Annotated in this window: 15 protein-coding genes and 1 tRNA gene; 9 read left to right on the top strand and 7 right to left on the bottom strand. The window is 70.2% G+C overall.

The window, feature by feature from the left end:
* Positions 1–465: 465 nt before the first annotated feature.
* Positions 466–539, bottom strand: a tRNA-Pro gene (locus OHT61_RS14925).
* An 88-nt stretch (positions 540–627) separates the two neighbouring features.
* Complete coding sequence (locus tag OHT61_RS14920) at positions 628–1,566, bottom strand: metallophosphoesterase (RefSeq protein WP_329038672.1); 939 nt, start codon at positions 1,564–1,566, stop codon at positions 628–630.
* 79 nt (positions 1,567–1,645) lie between these two features.
* Between OHT61_RS14920 and OHT61_RS14915 the strand changes: the two genes are divergently transcribed.
* Positions 1,646–2,110, top strand: coding sequence for a GatB/YqeY domain-containing protein (locus OHT61_RS14915; protein ID WP_329038670.1), 465 nt, complete (start codon positions 1,646–1,648; stop codon positions 2,108–2,110).
* Between the two features lie 132 nt (positions 2,111–2,242).
* Here the strand turns inward: OHT61_RS14915 and OHT61_RS14910 are convergent, their stop codons facing one another.
* Positions 2,243–4,474: a transglycosylase domain-containing protein gene (locus OHT61_RS14910; RefSeq protein WP_329038668.1), complete on the bottom strand. Its 2,232-nt coding sequence runs from the start codon at positions 4,472–4,474 to the stop codon at positions 2,243–2,245.
* A 594-nt stretch (positions 4,475–5,068) separates the two neighbouring features.
* Here OHT61_RS14910 and OHT61_RS14905 point away from each other — a divergent pair.
* Entirely contained in the window at positions 5,069–5,446 is a 378-nt protein-coding gene (locus tag OHT61_RS14905) for a WhiB family transcriptional regulator (RefSeq protein WP_329038666.1), read from the top strand.
* Positions 5,447–5,486: 40 nt separating this feature from the next.
* Here OHT61_RS14905 and OHT61_RS14900 read toward each other — a convergent pair whose 3' ends face one another.
* Both OHT61_RS14900 and OHT61_RS14895 read right to left on the bottom strand, forming a co-directional pair.
* Positions 5,487–6,890 (bottom strand): ArsA-related P-loop ATPase, encoded by a 1,404-nt coding sequence (locus OHT61_RS14900; RefSeq protein ID WP_329038665.1) that lies wholly within the window; start codon positions 6,888–6,890, stop codon positions 5,487–5,489.
* Entirely contained in the window at positions 6,887–7,921 is a 1,035-nt protein-coding gene (locus OHT61_RS14895) for an ArsA family ATPase (RefSeq protein ID WP_329038663.1), read from the bottom strand. The genes OHT61_RS14900 and OHT61_RS14895 overlap by 4 nt, the downstream gene beginning before the upstream one ends.
* 71 nt (positions 7,922–7,992) lie before the next feature.
* On the opposite strand from OHT61_RS14895, the gene OHT61_RS14890 reads away from it, so the two are divergent.
* From OHT61_RS14890 to OHT61_RS14875, 4 genes are all read left to right on the top strand, one after another.
* Positions 7,993–8,151: a DUF4177 domain-containing protein gene (locus tag OHT61_RS14890; RefSeq protein WP_019888269.1), complete on the top strand. Its 159-nt coding sequence runs from the start codon at positions 7,993–7,995 to the stop codon at positions 8,149–8,151.
* Positions 8,151–8,621, top strand: coding sequence for a RidA family protein (locus OHT61_RS14885; protein WP_329038662.1), 471 nt, complete (start codon positions 8,151–8,153; stop codon positions 8,619–8,621). The genes OHT61_RS14890 and OHT61_RS14885 overlap by 1 nt, the downstream gene beginning before the upstream one ends.
* 120 nt (positions 8,622–8,741) lie before the next feature.
* Positions 8,742–9,668 (top strand): NUDIX hydrolase, encoded by a 927-nt coding sequence (locus tag OHT61_RS14880; RefSeq protein WP_329038660.1) that lies wholly within the window; start codon positions 8,742–8,744, stop codon positions 9,666–9,668.
* The gene (locus tag OHT61_RS14875; RefSeq protein ID WP_329038657.1) at positions 9,665–10,495 is read left to right on the top strand and encodes an MBL fold metallo-hydrolase; all 831 of its coding nucleotides are present in this window, start codon (positions 9,665–9,667) and stop codon (positions 10,493–10,495) included. The genes OHT61_RS14880 and OHT61_RS14875 overlap by 4 nt, the downstream gene beginning before the upstream one ends.
* Before the next feature lie 128 nt (positions 10,496–10,623).
* Here OHT61_RS14875 and OHT61_RS14870 read toward each other — a convergent pair whose 3' ends face one another.
* Positions 10,624–11,298, bottom strand: a complete 675-nt coding sequence (locus tag OHT61_RS14870) for a Crp/Fnr family transcriptional regulator (protein WP_014046869.1) — start codon at positions 11,296–11,298, stop codon at positions 10,624–10,626.
* 253 nt (positions 11,299–11,551) lie between these two features.
* Here OHT61_RS14870 and nth point away from each other — a divergent pair, with 253 nt between their 5' ends.
* The 3 genes from nth (at position 11,552) to OHT61_RS14855 (ending at position 14,510) form a co-directional block, all read left to right on the top strand.
* The gene (gene nth, locus OHT61_RS14865; RefSeq protein ID WP_443049615.1) at positions 11,552–12,394 is read left to right on the top strand and encodes an endonuclease III; all 843 of its coding nucleotides are present in this window, start codon (positions 11,552–11,554) and stop codon (positions 12,392–12,394) included.
* 82 nt (positions 12,395–12,476) lie between these two features.
* The gene (locus OHT61_RS14860) at positions 12,477–13,214 is read left to right on the top strand and encodes an NUDIX hydrolase (protein WP_329038654.1); all 738 of its coding nucleotides are present in this window, start codon (positions 12,477–12,479) and stop codon (positions 13,212–13,214) included.
* A gap of 90 nt (positions 13,215–13,304) precedes the next feature.
* A complete protein-coding gene (locus tag OHT61_RS14855) occupies positions 13,305–14,510 on the top strand; it encodes a MarP family serine protease (protein WP_329038652.1) in 1,206 nt (401 codons plus the stop codon).
* Between the two features lie 217 nt (positions 14,511–14,727).
* On the opposite strand, the gene OHT61_RS14850 is transcribed toward OHT61_RS14855, so the two are convergent.
* Positions 14,728–14,931 (bottom strand): hypothetical protein, encoded by a 204-nt coding sequence (locus OHT61_RS14850; RefSeq protein ID WP_329038650.1) that lies wholly within the window; start codon positions 14,929–14,931, stop codon positions 14,728–14,730.
* Positions 14,932–15,035 lie beyond the last annotated feature (104 nt).

Below are 15,035 nucleotides of genomic sequence, written 5' to 3'. Positions count from 1 at the left end.
ATGGGATGCCGAACGCGTCCTGGCGGCCCTGTTCGGAGCGGGATACCGTCCCGCTGACGTGGCGATCGGGAAGAAGCGGGCACGCCAGATGCTTCGCGATCTTGCTGATGCCGGGGTGATCGTGAAGGTGAGTGAGAGGCCCGTGGGGTATCGGCGCGCTGGCAGCTGAGCCGCAGTCCCTCCCTGACGGTCGGAGAGCGGAATCGGCGCGCTCGGCCAACAGCTATGAAGAGATGATTCCTCGTGTCTATTAACGGCCGAGCGGCATGAGCCGAGCGCGCCGAGCGACAGGTACGGCCCTGGGGTAGCCCCGTTCCACAGTTGGCCTCCACGCGCACCCTCTGGGAGCCGGCGGGGAGCCGGATCCAGAGATCGGCTCCCAAACGGCTCCCAAGACGCCCCCAGGAACGAGTCAGGGGCCCGACCCGCTAAGCGGATCAGGCCCCTGACCTGGTGTTTCAGCTGTCGGGGTGGCGGGATTTGAACCCACGACCTCTTCGTCCCGAACGAAGCGCGCTGCCAAGCTGCGCTACACCCCGATGTCCACCGATTGTCCCGGCGACATCGATTACTTTAGCCCACCGGCGCCCGGAGGCGAAATCCGGTATTACGGCTCGGCCGCCGTTCTCAGTCCCGGGGCGTCAGAGTCAGCAGGGTCGCCTCGGGCGGGCAGGCGAAGCGGACGGGGGTGTAGCGGTTGGTGCCGCAGCCGGCCGACACGTGGAGGTAGGCGCGCCGCTCGCCCACGGTGTGGGCGGAGAGGCCCTTCACCCGGTCCGTGTCCAGATCGCAGTTGGTGACGAGGGCTCCGTAGAAGGGGATGCAGAGCTGGCCGCCGTGGGTGTGCCCCGCCAGGATCAGGGGGTAGCCGTCCGCCGTGAAGGCGTCCAGGGTGCGGAGGTAGGGGGCGTGGACGACGCCGATCGACAGGTCCGCGCCCGTCTCGGGGCCGCCGGCGACCTCGGCGTAGCGGTCCCGCTTGATGTGCGGGTCGTCCAGGCCGGTGAAGGCGATCTCCAGGCCGTCGGCCTTGATCCGTCCCCGGGTGTTGGTCAGGTTCAGCCAGCCCGCGTCGTCGAAGGCGTCCCGCATCGGCTCCCACGGGTTGTGGACCACGTTGACCGCCGGGGCGTTGCCGTTGAGCCCGTGCTTGCCCTGCATCTTCTCCAGGATGTAGAGCGCGGGGTTGCGCAGCTTCGGCCCGTAGTAGTCGTTCGATCCGAAGACGTAGACCCCGGGGATCTCCATCAGCGGGCCGAGCGCGTCGAGCAGCTCGGGTACCGCCTCCGGGTCGGAGAGGTTGTCGCCGGTGTTCACCACGAAGTCCGGCCTCAGGCCCGCCAGCGACTGCAGCCACGCGCGCTTCTTGCGCTGACCGCTCACCATGTGGATGTCGGAGATCTGGAGTACGCGCAACGGGCGTGCCCCGTGCGGGAGTACGGGAATCGCGATCCGGCGGAGCCGGAACGACCGTGCCTCGAATCCGGCGGCGTACACGAGACCGGCGGCGCCGACCGCTGCGCCGACTGCCGTTGCTTTCAGGGGTACTCCGTAGCGTGCGCGCATGCGCCCATCGTCGCAGACACGGAGGGGGCGGACGAAAACCGGCGGGCGGCGGGTGCCCCGTACCTGTCACAATCGCCGCATGACCACGCTCAAGTCCAAGCTCAAGGAAGACCTCACCACGGCCATGAAGGCGCGTGACGAGCTCACCTCGTCCACCCTCCGGCTCACCCTCACCGCGATCACGAAGGAAGAGGTCAGCGGCAGGACGGCGCGCGAACTCTCCGACGACGAGGTGCAGAAGGTGATCGCCAAGGAGGCGAAGAAGCGCCGCGAGGCGGCCGAGGCCTTCGCGCAGGGTGGCAGGACCGAGCAGGCCGAGCGGGAGAAGGCGGAGGGTGAGCTGCTCGACAGGTACCTGCCGAAGCCGCTCACCGACGAGGAACTGGACGTGATCGTCGCGCAGGCCGTCCAGGAGGCGAAGAGCGCCGGCGCCGAAGGCCCGCGGGCCATGGGTGCCGTCATGAAGATCGTCGGCCCGAAGGTGGCGGGGCTCGCCGAGGGGGGCCGGGTGGCCGCCGCGGTGAAGAAGCTGCTCGCGGGCTGAGCGGCCGGGACCGGAAGCGCGGTGCCGCCCCTGTGAAGGACGGCAGCCACTGCGGCTCCCGGGAACGAGGAAGGGGCACCCCCGCCCGGGGGTGCCCCTTCCTCATGCAGTGGTCAGCGGGTCCGCAGCAGGTCAGGGACCGTTGCCGCCCCGTCCGCCGCCGTGGTTCCCGCCACCGTGGTTCCCGCCGATGACGCCGGGCGGGAGGGTGATGCCGCCGATGGGGTCCGGCTTGCCGCCGTCGTCACCGTCGCCGCGGCCCTTGTCCTGTCCCTTGTCCTTGTCCTTCTTCTCTTCGCCGCGGGGCAGCGCGACCTGGTTGAAGGAGGGGGTCTCGGACGCTTCCAGCGCACCGGTCATCGCGGTCCGCCAGATCGGTCCGGGCAGACAGCCACCGCAGACCTTGTCGTAGTACTGGCCGCCGATGGTGATGTTGTACATCGGCACCTTCTTGGCGCCGTCGGATCCGACCCACACCGCCGTGGAGAGGTTCGGGGTGTAGCCGACGAACCACGCGTCCCTGCGCTCCTCCGTCGTTCCCGTCTTCCCCGCGTTGTCGCGGTCCGACAGGCCGGCCAGCGTTCCCGTGCCGTCCTCGACCACGCCCTTGAGCATGGCGTTGATCGTGTCCGCCGTCTTCTCGCTCATCGCGGACGTGCAGGCGGACTTGGGCACCCGCACCTTCTTGCCGTTGGCGTCCTTGATCGACTCGATGGCGATCGGCGTGCAGTAGGTGCCCCGGTTGGCGAACGCGGCGTAGGTCGCTGCCATGGAGAGCGGCGTGCTCACCTCACTGCCGAGCGTGATCGCGGGCTCCTCCACGAGCTGCTTGCTGTCACCGCGCTCGTAGCCCACCTTCTTGGCCATGGTGACCGTCTCGCACAGTCCGGCCTTCTGCTCCAGCAGCGCGAAGTAGGTGTTGATGGACTTGCCGAGCGCGCTCGTCATGTCCCAGGTGCCCTTCTCCTCCTCCAGCTCGTTCTGGACGGACCAGTCGCCGCCGCCCTGCGCTCCGGAGCAGTTGGTGTACTTGTTCTTCGGGACGGACATCTTCCAGTCCGTCGAGAAGGTCTGTGCCGGGCTGACGCCCTTCTCCAGTGCCGCCGCGGCCGTGATCGGCTTGAAGGTCGAGCCGACCTGGAAGCCGTAGGTGCTGCCGCCCATCTTGTTGTTGACGGCCAGGTTGAGCACGGTCTCGTGCTTCTTCTGGTCCAGGCCGTACGGACGTGACTGGCCCATCGAAAGGATCTTGCCGGTGCCGGGCTGGACCTGCACCACCGAGGCCGCGATCTTGTCGGTCTTGTTGACCTTCAGGGTGGACGCCTCGTTGGCCGCCTCCTGGGCCCGCGGGGACAGTGTGGTCCTGATGGTCAGGCCACCGAGGTTCCACAGCTTGGTGCGCTCCTCGTCCGTCTTCCCGAAGGCGGGGTTCGTCAGGATCGTCTTGCGCACGTAGTCGCAGAAGAAGCCGGAACCCTCCACGGCCGTGATGCAGCCGTTCTTGGGCTGCTTGACCTTCAGCTTGAGCGGGGCGGCGATGGCCTTGTCGGCCTCGTCCTGCGAGATGTTGCCCACCGCCGCCATACGCTGCAGGACGGTGTTACGACGCTTGGTCGCCTCTTCCGAGTCGTTGACCGGGTCGTAACGGGTGGGCGACTGGACGAGACCGGCCAGCATCGCGGCCTCCTCCAGTGTCAGGTCCTTGGCGTGCTTGGAGAAATAGCGCTGCGACGCGGCCTCGATACCATAGGCCTGCTGCCCGAAGAACGTGATGTTGAGGTAGTTCTCCAGGATCTTCTTCTTGCCGAGTTCCTCCTCGACCTGGATCGCGTACTTGAGCTCGCGCACCTTGCGGCCCAGGGTCTGCTGGGTGGCCTCGGCGACCTTGTCTGGGTCGTCGCCCGCCTCCTCGACGAAGACGTTCTTCACGTACTGCTGGGTGAGCGTCGACGCACCCTGCGCGGCTCCGCCCTCCTGCACGTTGCGGTTCATCGCGCGCAGGATGCCCTTGAGGTCGACCGCGCCGTGCTTGTAGAAGCGTGAGTCCTCGATCGCGACGATCGCGTCCTGCATGTACGGCGAGATGTCCTTGAGCGGGACGACCGTACGGTCACGCGAGTAGACGGTGGCGATCATGCCGCCCTCGTTGTCCAGGATCGTCGTCCGCTGGCTCAGCGGTGGGGTCTTGAGGTTCGAGGGGATCTCGTCGAATCCCTCGACCGTTCCCTTGGCTGCGAGCCCCAGGGCTCCGGCGGCCGGCAGTGCGATGCCTGCCAGTACGGCTCCGGAGAGTGCGGCGACACCGAGGAACTTGGCGGCCTGCTGGGTCGTCGTGAGACCCCCGCCTGAGCGCTTCTTTGGCATGGGGGCAGCCTAATCCGTAGTCAGCGGTGATCCGCAGGGGCAGGGGCTCCTCGGAGCGTTCGAGTACCAGACCGTGACATGCGGGCGGGGCCGGGCCGATTTCCCTGCTCACGGACCGGCCGGCGGGCGGTGCCGGGGCCTCGCGGCAGTTGCCTGTTCGGACGGGCGGGCCACGCGGGCATGACGGCGTGGCAATGCGAGGCGCCCAGGTTCCCATTCGCCGGACAGGCGCACAGGCGTTGGCCTAAGCTGCTCTCAACTGTCACAGCAGTCCGATTTTGTATCAACCCCCATGCACGGCCCTTTACGGATTTCAGCCACGGCCGGAGGCGCTCCCGAATTCGCCTTGTGTGTCGCTGAATGTCCGTTGCGAATTGGGTATCCTGTCCCGATTCTGTCGGGATAGTCGCGCATGTCCTTGCGTCACTCCTCTGGGTGATCTGCCGCGTACGCATAGTCCGTTCGGGCCATTCAAGATTGGGCCCGAAGGGGGTGTTGTGCTGTCGCCACCTTCCGTAACGTCCTCAACTGGCAGCGGTGAATATGCCGCTACCGCCGTGGGGGAGCCTCGATTCGGGAGAGGACGGCGCCGGCATGGGCTGGGTAACCGACTGGAGTGCGCAGGCAGCCTGCCGCACTACCGATCCGGATGAACTGTTCGTACAAGGGGCAGCGCAGAACAGGGCCAAGGCGGTGTGCACCGGTTGTCCGGTGCGGACCGAGTGCCTGGCCGACGCGCTGGACAATCGCGTCGAATTCGGCGTGTGGGGCGGGATGACGGAGCGGGAGAGGCGCGCACTGCTGCGCCGGCGGCCCACCGTGACGTCCTGGCGCCGTCTGCTGGAGACCGCGCGCGGAGAGTACGAGCGGTCCAGCGGCCTGATGCCCGCAGGGGTGGGCTTGGACGACGGACTGCATGACGACGGCCTGCACGACGACGAACTGCACGAGACGTTCGCCGCTGTGGGGTAGTGCCACGCGGGCTTCCCTGAGGGGAGGCCCGGCGAAGGCCCTAAGCAGCTCCGGCCGGGGCGGAACCGGTCGCGAGCCGTTCCCCGATGGCCCTGAGGCCTGAGAGGTCGTGCACGTCACCCGGCAGCGCGGCCACCTCGGTCACCGGGACCTCGGGGTGGAGCGTCGTGAAGCGGTCACGTGTGTGCTGTTCGCGCGCGACGACCTGCATCCGTTCGGCGTGCAGCCGGAGCAGGCCTGCCGTCAGCTGCTCGACGGACACGTCGTCCGTGGCGGTCGTGTCGTGCCGGTCTGTTTTGCTGTGCGTGGACGGGGCGGACGATGCGCCGCCGCGTGATTCGCCTTCGCGGGACGTCCCGTCGTCCTGCGTCGGCTCGTGTCGGTGCGGCTCGTTGCCGGGCTCGGGGGAGAGCGGTGGCTCAGGGGCTTCGGGCGTGACTGCGGCCGCCGGGTCCGCCGTGTCACCAAGGCCAGCCTTCCCGGCCGCCTGATCCACAATGCCGCCGCCCTCAAGATTTTCTGCGGCGGCCAGAGCCCGCTCCGCCGAGAGCCGTGAGGCCTCACTGCCGTGCACCCGGTTGAGGACCAGGCCGGCCAGCGGCATCTCCTCCGCGGCCAGGCGTTCCACGAAGTACGCGGCCTCGCGCAGCGCGTCCCGCTCGGGCGTGGCCACCACGAGGAACGCCGTACCGGGCGCCTGGAGCAGTCTGTACGTCGCGTCGGCCCGGGTACGGAATCCGCCGAACATGGAGTCCATCGCCGCGACGAAGGTCTGTACGTCGCGCAGGAACTGCCCGCCGAGCAGCTTGCCGAGCGTTCCCGTCATCATCGACATCCCGACGTTGAGGAACTTCATCCCCGCCCGGCCGCCCATCTTCGCCGGGGCGATCAGCACCCGGATGAACTTGCCGTCCAGGAACGATCCCAAGCGTTTCGGCGCGTCCAGGAAGTCGAGGGCGGACCGGGACGGCGGGGTGTCGACGACGATCAGGTCCCACTCGTCGCGTGCCCGAAGCTGCCCCAGCTTCTCCATCGCCATGTACTCCTGCGTGCCCGCGAAGCCGGCCGACAGGGACTGGTAGAAGGGGTTCTCCAGGATGGCGCGGGCCCGCTCGGCGTCCGTGTGCGCCTCGACCGTCTCGTCGAAGGTCCGCTTCATGTCGAGCATCATGGCGTGCAGTTCGCCCTCGCCCTCGATGTCCTCGACCCGGCGGGGGACGTTGTCCAGCCGGTCGATACCCATCGACTGCGCGAGGCGCCGGGCCGGGTCGATGGTGAGGACGACGACCTTGCGGCCGCGCTCCGCCGCCCGCACGCCGAGGGCCGCCGCGGTCGTGGTCTTGCCCACGCCCCCGGAACCGCAGCACACGACGATGCGGATCCCGGGATCGTCCAGGAGCGCGTCGGTGTCCAGTCCCGGTGCGATGTCCGTGTCCAGCGTCATGACTCCGCCCCTTCTCCCGTTGCGCGTGGCCCGCCGGCCCCGGGCTTCTGCCCCGCCTCGTCCGCCGACCCGTCTCCGACGCCCTGCTTGCGGAACTCCTCGGCCAGCTCGTACAGCCCGGACAGGCTCACGCCCTCGCCCAGCAGCGGGAGCTCGGACATGGGCAGTCCCAGCCCGGCCAGTACCGCACGCTGCTCGCGTTCCAGGCCGACCCGCTGGGCGTGCTCGGCCGCCTGTGCGACCAGGGGCCGCACGAGTGCCGCGGAACCCGTCACGCCCGCGCGGGTGAGCGTCTTCGCGATCTCCTTGCGGCGGCCGCCCGACGCGGTGCGCAGCGCGTCCTCGTCCAGCAGGTGCGGCCGCACCATGTTCACGACGACCCGGCCCACGGGCAGTTCCGCGGCCCGCAGCTCCGCGATGCCGTCCGCGGTCTCCTGGACCGGCATCTCCTCCAGGAGCGTCACGAGGTGGACCGCGGTCTCGGGCGACTTCAGGACCCTCATCACGGCCTGTGCCTGATTGTGTATCGGGCCGATCCGGGCCAGCCCGGCCACCTCGTCGTTCACGTTGAGGAAGCGGGTGATGCGCCCGGTGGGCGGGGCGTCCATGATCACGTGGTCGTAGACGAACCTGCCCTGCCTGTCCTTGCGCCGCACGGCCTCGCACGCCTTGCCGGTCAGCAGGACGTCCCGGACCCCCGGGGCGATGGTGGTGGCGAAGTCGATCGCGCCGAGCTTCTTCAGCGCCCGGCCGGCGCTGCCCAGTTTGTAGAACATCTGGAGGTAGTCCAGGAGCGCGCGTTCCGCGTCGATGGCGAGGGCGTGGACCTCGCCGCCGCCGGGCGCCACCGCGATCCTGCGTTCCTCGTAGGGGAGGGCCTCGGACTCGAAGAGCTGGGCGATGCCCTGTCTGCCCTCGACCTCGACCAGGAGGGTGCGCCTGCCCTCGGTCGCGAGGGCGAGCGCGAGTGCGGCGGCGACCGTGGTCTTACCGGTCCCGCCCTTGCCGCTGACGACCTGGAACCTGCTCACGTCTTCGAGCCTAACCAGTCGGCAGGCAGGCTACGCACGAGGCCGCATGTGCCAGGCATTACAGTCGGCTCATGACCAAGTGGGAATACGCGACCGTGCCCCTTCTCGTGCACGCGACCAAGCAGATTCTGGACACCTGGGGCGAGGACGGCTGGGAGCTGGTCCAGGTCGTTCCCGGCCCGAACAACCCCGAGCAGCTCGTGGCCTACCTGAAGCGGGAGAAGGGCTAGTGGCGGGCGCCGTCGAGGCGAAGCTCGCCGAACTCGGCCTGACGCTCCCCGACGTCGTGCCGCCGCTGGCCTCCTACCAGCCGGCGGTCCGGTCCGGGGCGTACGTGTACACCTCCGGCCAGCTCCCGATGGTGGACGGCAAGCTCGCCGTGACGGGCAAGGTCGGCGCCGAGGTGACGGCGGACGAGGCCAAGGAGCTCGCCAGGACCTGCGCGCTGAACGCCCTGGCGGCCGTGAAGTCGGTCGCCGGCGACCTGGACCGGATCGCGGGCGTCGTGAAGGTCGTGGGCTTCGTCGCCTCCGCCTCCGACTTCACCGGGCAGCCGGGCGTGATCAACGGCGCCAGCGAACTGCTGGGCGCCGTCCTGGGCGACAAGGGTGTGCACGCCCGCAGCGCCGTCGGTGTGGCGGTGCTGCCGCTGGACGCGCCCGTCGAGGTCGAGATCCAGGTCGAGCTCACCGAGGCCTGATCCGTCGCATGTCCCTGATCCCGCCCGGTCCTCCGACCGGGCGGGATCACGCGTGTACGGGGCGGCCGGCGGTGCCCGGCACCCCTCGAACATCGGCGCGGTTCCGGATAGCCTCCGGCCATGCCCAACGGTCAGTGGTACCCACCGGAATGGCCCGCCCGCATCAGGGCCCTCGCCAGCGGCGAGCTGACGGCCGTCACGCCTCGGCGGGCGGCCACGGTGATGCTGCTCCGGGACGACCCGTCCGGCCCGGGTGCGGCGTCGCCGGCCGTCCACATGCTGCGACGGCGCACCTCGATGGCTTTTGCGGGAGGCGCGTACGCCTATCCGGGTGGCGGGGTCGACCCGCGCGACGACGACCTGCTCGTGCGCTGGGCGGGGCCGTCCCTGGAGAGCTGGGCGCAGCGGCTCGGTGTGGGCACGGCCGCCGAGGCGCAGGCAGTCGTCTGTGCGGCGGTCCGGGAGACGTACGAGGAGGCGGGTGTCCTGCTGGCCGGACCGAGCGCCGGCACGGTCGTCAGCGACACCACGGGCGCCGACTGGGAGGCCGACCGCGAGGCTCTCGTCGCCCGTGAGCTGTCCTTCGCCGGCTTCCTCGACCGCCGGGGCCTGGTGCTGCGCTCGGACCTGCTGGCGGCGTGGGCGCGCTGGATCACCCCGGCGTTCGAACCGCGCCGGTACGACACCTGGTTCTTCGTCGCCGCGCTTCCCGAGGGACAGCGCACCCGCAACGCCTCCACCGAGGCTGACCGCACGGTCTGGATCAGCCCCGGTGAGGCCGCCGACGGCTACGACCGGGGCGAACTGCTGATGATGCCGCCCACCGTGGCCACCCTGCGGGCGCTGAGGCCGTACGGGACGGCCGGGGAGGCGCTGAAGGCCGCGGAATCCCAGGACCTCGCTCCCGTACTCGCAGAGGCCCGCATGGAGGGTGACGAGCTGGTGCTGACCTGGCCGGGGCACGAGGAGTTCACCAAGCACGTGCCGGCGGGGGACGGGCCGGCACCCGCCTCGCCGGCCGCGACCCCGGGCGGGGGACCCGTATGAGCGACGCGGCCGCGCTGCCGGGGCAGCCACGCGGCGGGGTGCTCTCCGGTGCCGCCACGACCCGCGCCGTGAACGTCCTGGCCCCGAACCCCTCCGCGATGACCCTGGACGGGACGAACACCTGGATCGTCGCGGAACCGGACTCCGACCTCGCCGTCGTGATCGACCCGGGGCCGCTCGACGACGCACACCTGCGGGCCGTCATCGAGACAGCGGAGCGGGCGGGCAGACGTGTGGCGCTCACCCTGCTCACGCACGGGCACCCCGACCATGCGGAGGGGGCCGCCCGCTTCGCGGAGCTCACGCGTACGAAGGTGCGGGCCCTGGACGCGGCGCTGCGCCTGGGCGACGAAGGGCTCGCGGCGGGCGACGTGGTCACGACCGGCGGACTCGAACTCCGGGTGGTGCCCAGCCCGGGGCACACGTCGGACTCGCTGTCCTTCCACCTGCCGGCCGACGGGGCCGTGCTGACGGGCGACACGGTCCTCGGGCGCGGTACGACCGTGGTCGCCCACCCGGACGGGAGGCTCGGCGACTACCTGGACACCCTGCGGCGGCTGAGGTCGCTGACGGTCGACGACGGCGTGCACACGATCCTCCCCGGGCACGGGCCCGTGCTGGAGGACGCCCAGGGTGCGGTCGAGTTCTACCTCGCGCACCGGGCCCACCGCCTGGCGCAGGTCGAGACGGCCGTGGAGACGGGGCACCGGACGCCGGCCGAGGTCGTGGCGGCCGTGTACGCCGACGTGGACCGTTCCCTGTGGCCCGCGGCGGAGCTGTCGGTGCGGGCCCAGATGGACTACCTGACGGAACACGGCCTGATCTGACCGTCGGCTGCACGGAAAAGGCCCCACCGTGCGGTGGGGCCTTCCTCGACGGTCACGGCCGCTCCCGGGGCTTGCCGGCGGACGGGCGGCCGGGTGGCCCGTCCGGGTGTCGCGCACGCGCCGGAGCGTCAGCGGGACCGCTTGGCCAGCCGCTCGACGTCGAGCAGGATCACGGCACGCGCCTCCAGGCGCAGCCAGCCGCGTCCCGCGAAGTCCGCGAGCGCCTTGTTGACCGTCTCGCGGGAGGCGCCGACCAGCTGGGCCAGCTCCTCCTGGGTGAGGTCGTGCACGACGTGGATGCCCTCCTCGGACTGCACGCCGAAACGGCGCGACAGGTCGAGGAGCGCGCGGGCGACACGGCCCGGCACGTCGGAGAAGACCAGGTCGGACATCTGGTCGTTGGTCTTGCGCAGTCGGCGGGCGACGGCGCGGAGCAGCGCGGTGGCCACCTCGGGACGCGCGTTCAGCCAGGGCTGGAGGTCCCCGTGGCCGAGGCCGAGGAGCTTGACCTCGGTGAGCGCGGTCGCGGTCGCCGTGCGCGGGCCGGGGTCGAAGAGCGACAGCTCGCCGATCAGCTCACCGGGGCCGAGGACGGCCAGCATGTTCTCCCGCCCGTCGGGAGAGGTGCGGTGAAGCTTCACCTTGCCCTCGGTGACCACGTACAGGCGGTCGCCCGGGTCGCCCTCGTGGAACAGCGCGTCGCCGCGCGCGAGGGTCACCTCACTCATCGAGGCGCGGAGCTCCGCGGCCTGCTCGTCATCGAGCGCCGCGAAAAGCGGGGCGCGCCGCAGAACGTCGTCCACGAGTTCTCTCCTTGTCGGCCTGTTCAGGGAAGCGTGGTTTCCATGATGCCGGACGGTAAAACAGTGCGATCGATCACAAACCAGTTTGACGCACGGGCGTGCCGGACCCTACGGCAGGGGGCCGATCGGGCGCGGATGCGCGGTGACCGGGGCGGATGTCGGCGGCGGGCTCTAGGCTGGCCGGGTGTCCGGAACGCCGGTGACAGCGCAGGCCAAGGGGGCTGATGGGGTGTCGGGAGACGAGAATTCCGCCGTGGGCGAACAGGGTGCACGAAGTGGCAGAAATGCAGCAAAAGGGCAGAGCGGGGCATCGGCGGCCAAGCCCGCGAAGCAGGAGTCGCATCTCGCGATGGTCCGCCGCGCCAGGCGGATGAACCGCGAGCTCGCCGAGGTCTATCCGTACGCCCACCCGGAGCTCGACTTCCGCAACCCCTTCGAGCTCCTGGTCGCCACGGTCCTCTCCGCCCAGACCACCGACCTGAGGGTCAACCAGACCACCCCCGCGCTCTTCGCCGCCTATCCGACCCCGGAGGACATGGCCGCGGCCGTTCCCGAGGAACTGGAGGCGGTCATCCGTCCGACCGGTTTCTTCCGGGCCAAGGCCCGGTCCCTGATGGGTCTGTCCGCGGCCCTCAGGGACGATTTCGGCGGTGAGGTGCCGGGGCGCCTCGCCGATCTGGTGAAGCTGCCCGGCGTCGGACGCAAGACGGCCAACGTCGTCCTCGGCAACGCGTTCGGAGTTCCCGGCATCACGGTGGACACCCACTTCGGCCGGCTGGTCCGGCGCTGGAAGTGGACCGAGCAGGAGGACCCGGAGAAGGTGGAGGCGGAGATCGCCGCGATCTTCCCGAAGAGCGAGTGGACCATGCTCTCGCACCGTGTGGTCTTCCACGGCCGCCGCATCTGCCATTCCCGCAAACCGGCGTGCGGCGCCTGCCCCGTCGCCTCGCTCTGTCCCTCCTACGGTGTGGGCGAGACGGACCCGGAGAAGGCGAAGAAGCTCCTGAAGTACGAGATGGGCGGTTACCCGGGGCAGCGCCTCAGCCCGCCCCCGGACTACCCGGGCCGCCCCGCTCCGCCCCTGGGAGCCGGGTGAGTCCGGCCTCGGCGGACCCGCCGGACGGGGCACCTGCGGAACGAATCGACCGACGGCACGCGTTGGACCGGCGGGGGTGCACATGACGCACGCACAAAAGACACGGGCCGCCGGCCAGGCGGCCGCAGAGGAGACGGACACGGCCAGCGACGACGCGATCGCCGTCACCACGGAAGGGCTGCCGGGCTGGCTCGACCCGGTCGCCCACGCCGCGCGGACCGTTCGTGCCCAGCAGCTCAGCCGCTTCCTGCCGCCGGCCAGCGGCGCGGGACGCCAGTCCGCCGTCCTGATCCTCTTCGGCGAAGGCCCGCGCGGTCCGGAACTGCTCCTGATGGAGAGATCCGGCTCCCTGCGCTCCCACGCCGGCCAGCCGTCCTTCCCCGGCGGCTCACTCGATCCCGAGGACGGCGACCACACGACCACCGGACCGCTCAGGGCCGCGCTGCGCGAGGCCGAGGAGGAGACGGGCCTCGATCCGGGTGGCGTCCAGCTCTTCGGAGTGCTTCCCCGGCTCTACATCCCGGTGAGCGGGTTCGTCGTCACGCCGGTCCTCGGCTGGTGGCGGACTCCGAGCCCGGTGGACGCCGTCGATCCGGCGGAGACGGCACGGGTCTTCACCGTCCCCGTGGCGGATCTCACGGATCCCGCCAACCGGGCGACGGCGGTCCACCCGAGCGGTCACCAAGGTCCGGCATTCCTGGTCGAATCCGCACTCGTATGGGGCTTCACAGCCGGTCTGATCGACAGGATTGTGCATTACGCGGGATGGGAACGCCCCTGGGACAGGACCAAGCAGGTGCCGCTCGACTGGCGCGCATGACAGGCTGACTCCCGTGCTGCGCGGTCCGGGCCTGGCCCGGACCCCGTCCGACCGGACGGGCCAGGTGACGAATCTGCGAGGCTATAGACGGTGAACGTGCTCGACATCCTGCTGCTCGTCGGCGCCGTGTGGTTCGCGGTCATCGGTTACCGCCAGGGTTTCGTCGTCGGCATCCTGTCCGTGATCGGCTTCCTGGGCGGCGGCCTGGCGGCCGTCTACCTGCTGCCGGTCATCTGGGACCAGGCGACCGACGGGTCCGAGGTCTCCTCCACGGCCGCCATCGTCGCGGTCGTGATCGTGATCGTGTGCGCCTCGGTGGGCCAGGCGTTCACCACGCACCTCGGCAGCCGGCTCCGGCGGTACATCACGTGGTCGCCGGCCCGCGCCCTGGACGCCACGGGCGGATCCCTGGTCAACGTGGTGGCCATGCTGCTTGTCGCGTGGCTGATCGGCTCCGCGCTGGCGGGTACGTCCCTGCCGACCCTGGGCAAGGAGGTCCGCAGCTCCTCGGTGCTGCTCGGGGTCTCCCGGGTGATGCCCTCTCAGGCGTCCACCTGGTTCACCGACTTCTCCTCCGTCCTCGCGCAGAACGGCTTCCCACAGGTCTTCAGCCCCTTCGCCAACGAGCCGATCACGGAGGTCGAGCCTCCGGATCCGGCGCTGGCCGGCAGCGAGGTCGCCGCCCGCGCGAAGAAGTCCATCGTCAAGGTCGTCGGCATGGCACCGGGCTGCGGGAAGGTCCTCGAAGGGACCGGATTCGTGTTCTCCGGACGTCGGGTGATGACCAACGCGCACGTGGTCGGCGGCGTCGACGAGCCGACCGTGCAGATCGGCGGTGAAGGCCGCCTCTACGACGCCAAGGTGGTCCTCTACGACTGGCAGCGCGACATCGCCGTACTGGACGTCCCCGATCTCGACGCCGAGCCGCTCCGCTTCACCGGCAAGGACGACGACGCGGAGAGCGGCGACAGCGCCATCGTCGCCGGCTTCCCGGAGAACGGCGCATACGACGTCCGCTCCGCGCGCATCCGGGGCCGCATCGACGCCAACGGCCCCGACATCTATCACCGGGGCACCGTGCGGCGCGATGTGTACTCCCTGTTCGCGACCGTGCGCCAGGGGAACTCGGGCGGACCGCTGCTCACCCCCGACGGCAAGGTCTACGGGGTGGTGTTCGCCAAGTCCCTCGACGACCCGGACACGGGGTACGCACTGACGGCCGACGAGATCCGCCAGGACATCGACCTCGGCAAGACCTCGTCCCAGCAGGTCGACAGCCAGGGCTGCGCCCTCTGAGGGCCCGTATGCCCTCCCCGGATCCGGGGAGGGCACGTGCGGATGCAGGAAAGCGCCGCGTGTGCGCCGTGGAGGAATCGCGGGCGGGGAGGCCGGCCGTCGGCACGTGCGGCGGCCGCGCCGCCAGCAGGTGTGTGTCGGCGCACCCCCGCGCCCAGGATCCGGAACCGACCGGTCCGGTATCCCGCGCCTGCGGTGTGTCATCCAGGTGCGTTCGTCACCCGCGGGTATGACGGAGCCGCGCGGACACCCAGCGCGCCCGGCGCGTGAGAATGCGCGGAATCCCCAGTCGGAGATCGTGGAATTCGCTCACATCGTGCACCCGGCTCCGGGAGCCGCCCCCCTCGTGAATGCTCGGACCAGCAGGAGCGGTCGAGCGGCGGTTGCGTGCTGCGTCACTGAAGTCGCGCGTCCAGCCCATACCCCGACGTCTGCCCCTGACCCATGGTCGGTAATCGCGTGCGAGTCAGCCAATTGGCTTATGCGGCAGGCAAGTGGCTGTTCGTCAGACAGACGTGCGGATCG

The sequence above is a fragment of the Streptomyces sp. NBC_00178 genome (genome assembly GCF_036206005.1).
GTDB lineage: Bacteria > Actinomycetota > Actinomycetes > Streptomycetales > Streptomycetaceae > Streptomyces.
The sequence above is the reverse complement of the archived record's forward strand: the minus strand, read 5'-3'. Positions and strand labels throughout refer to the sequence as shown.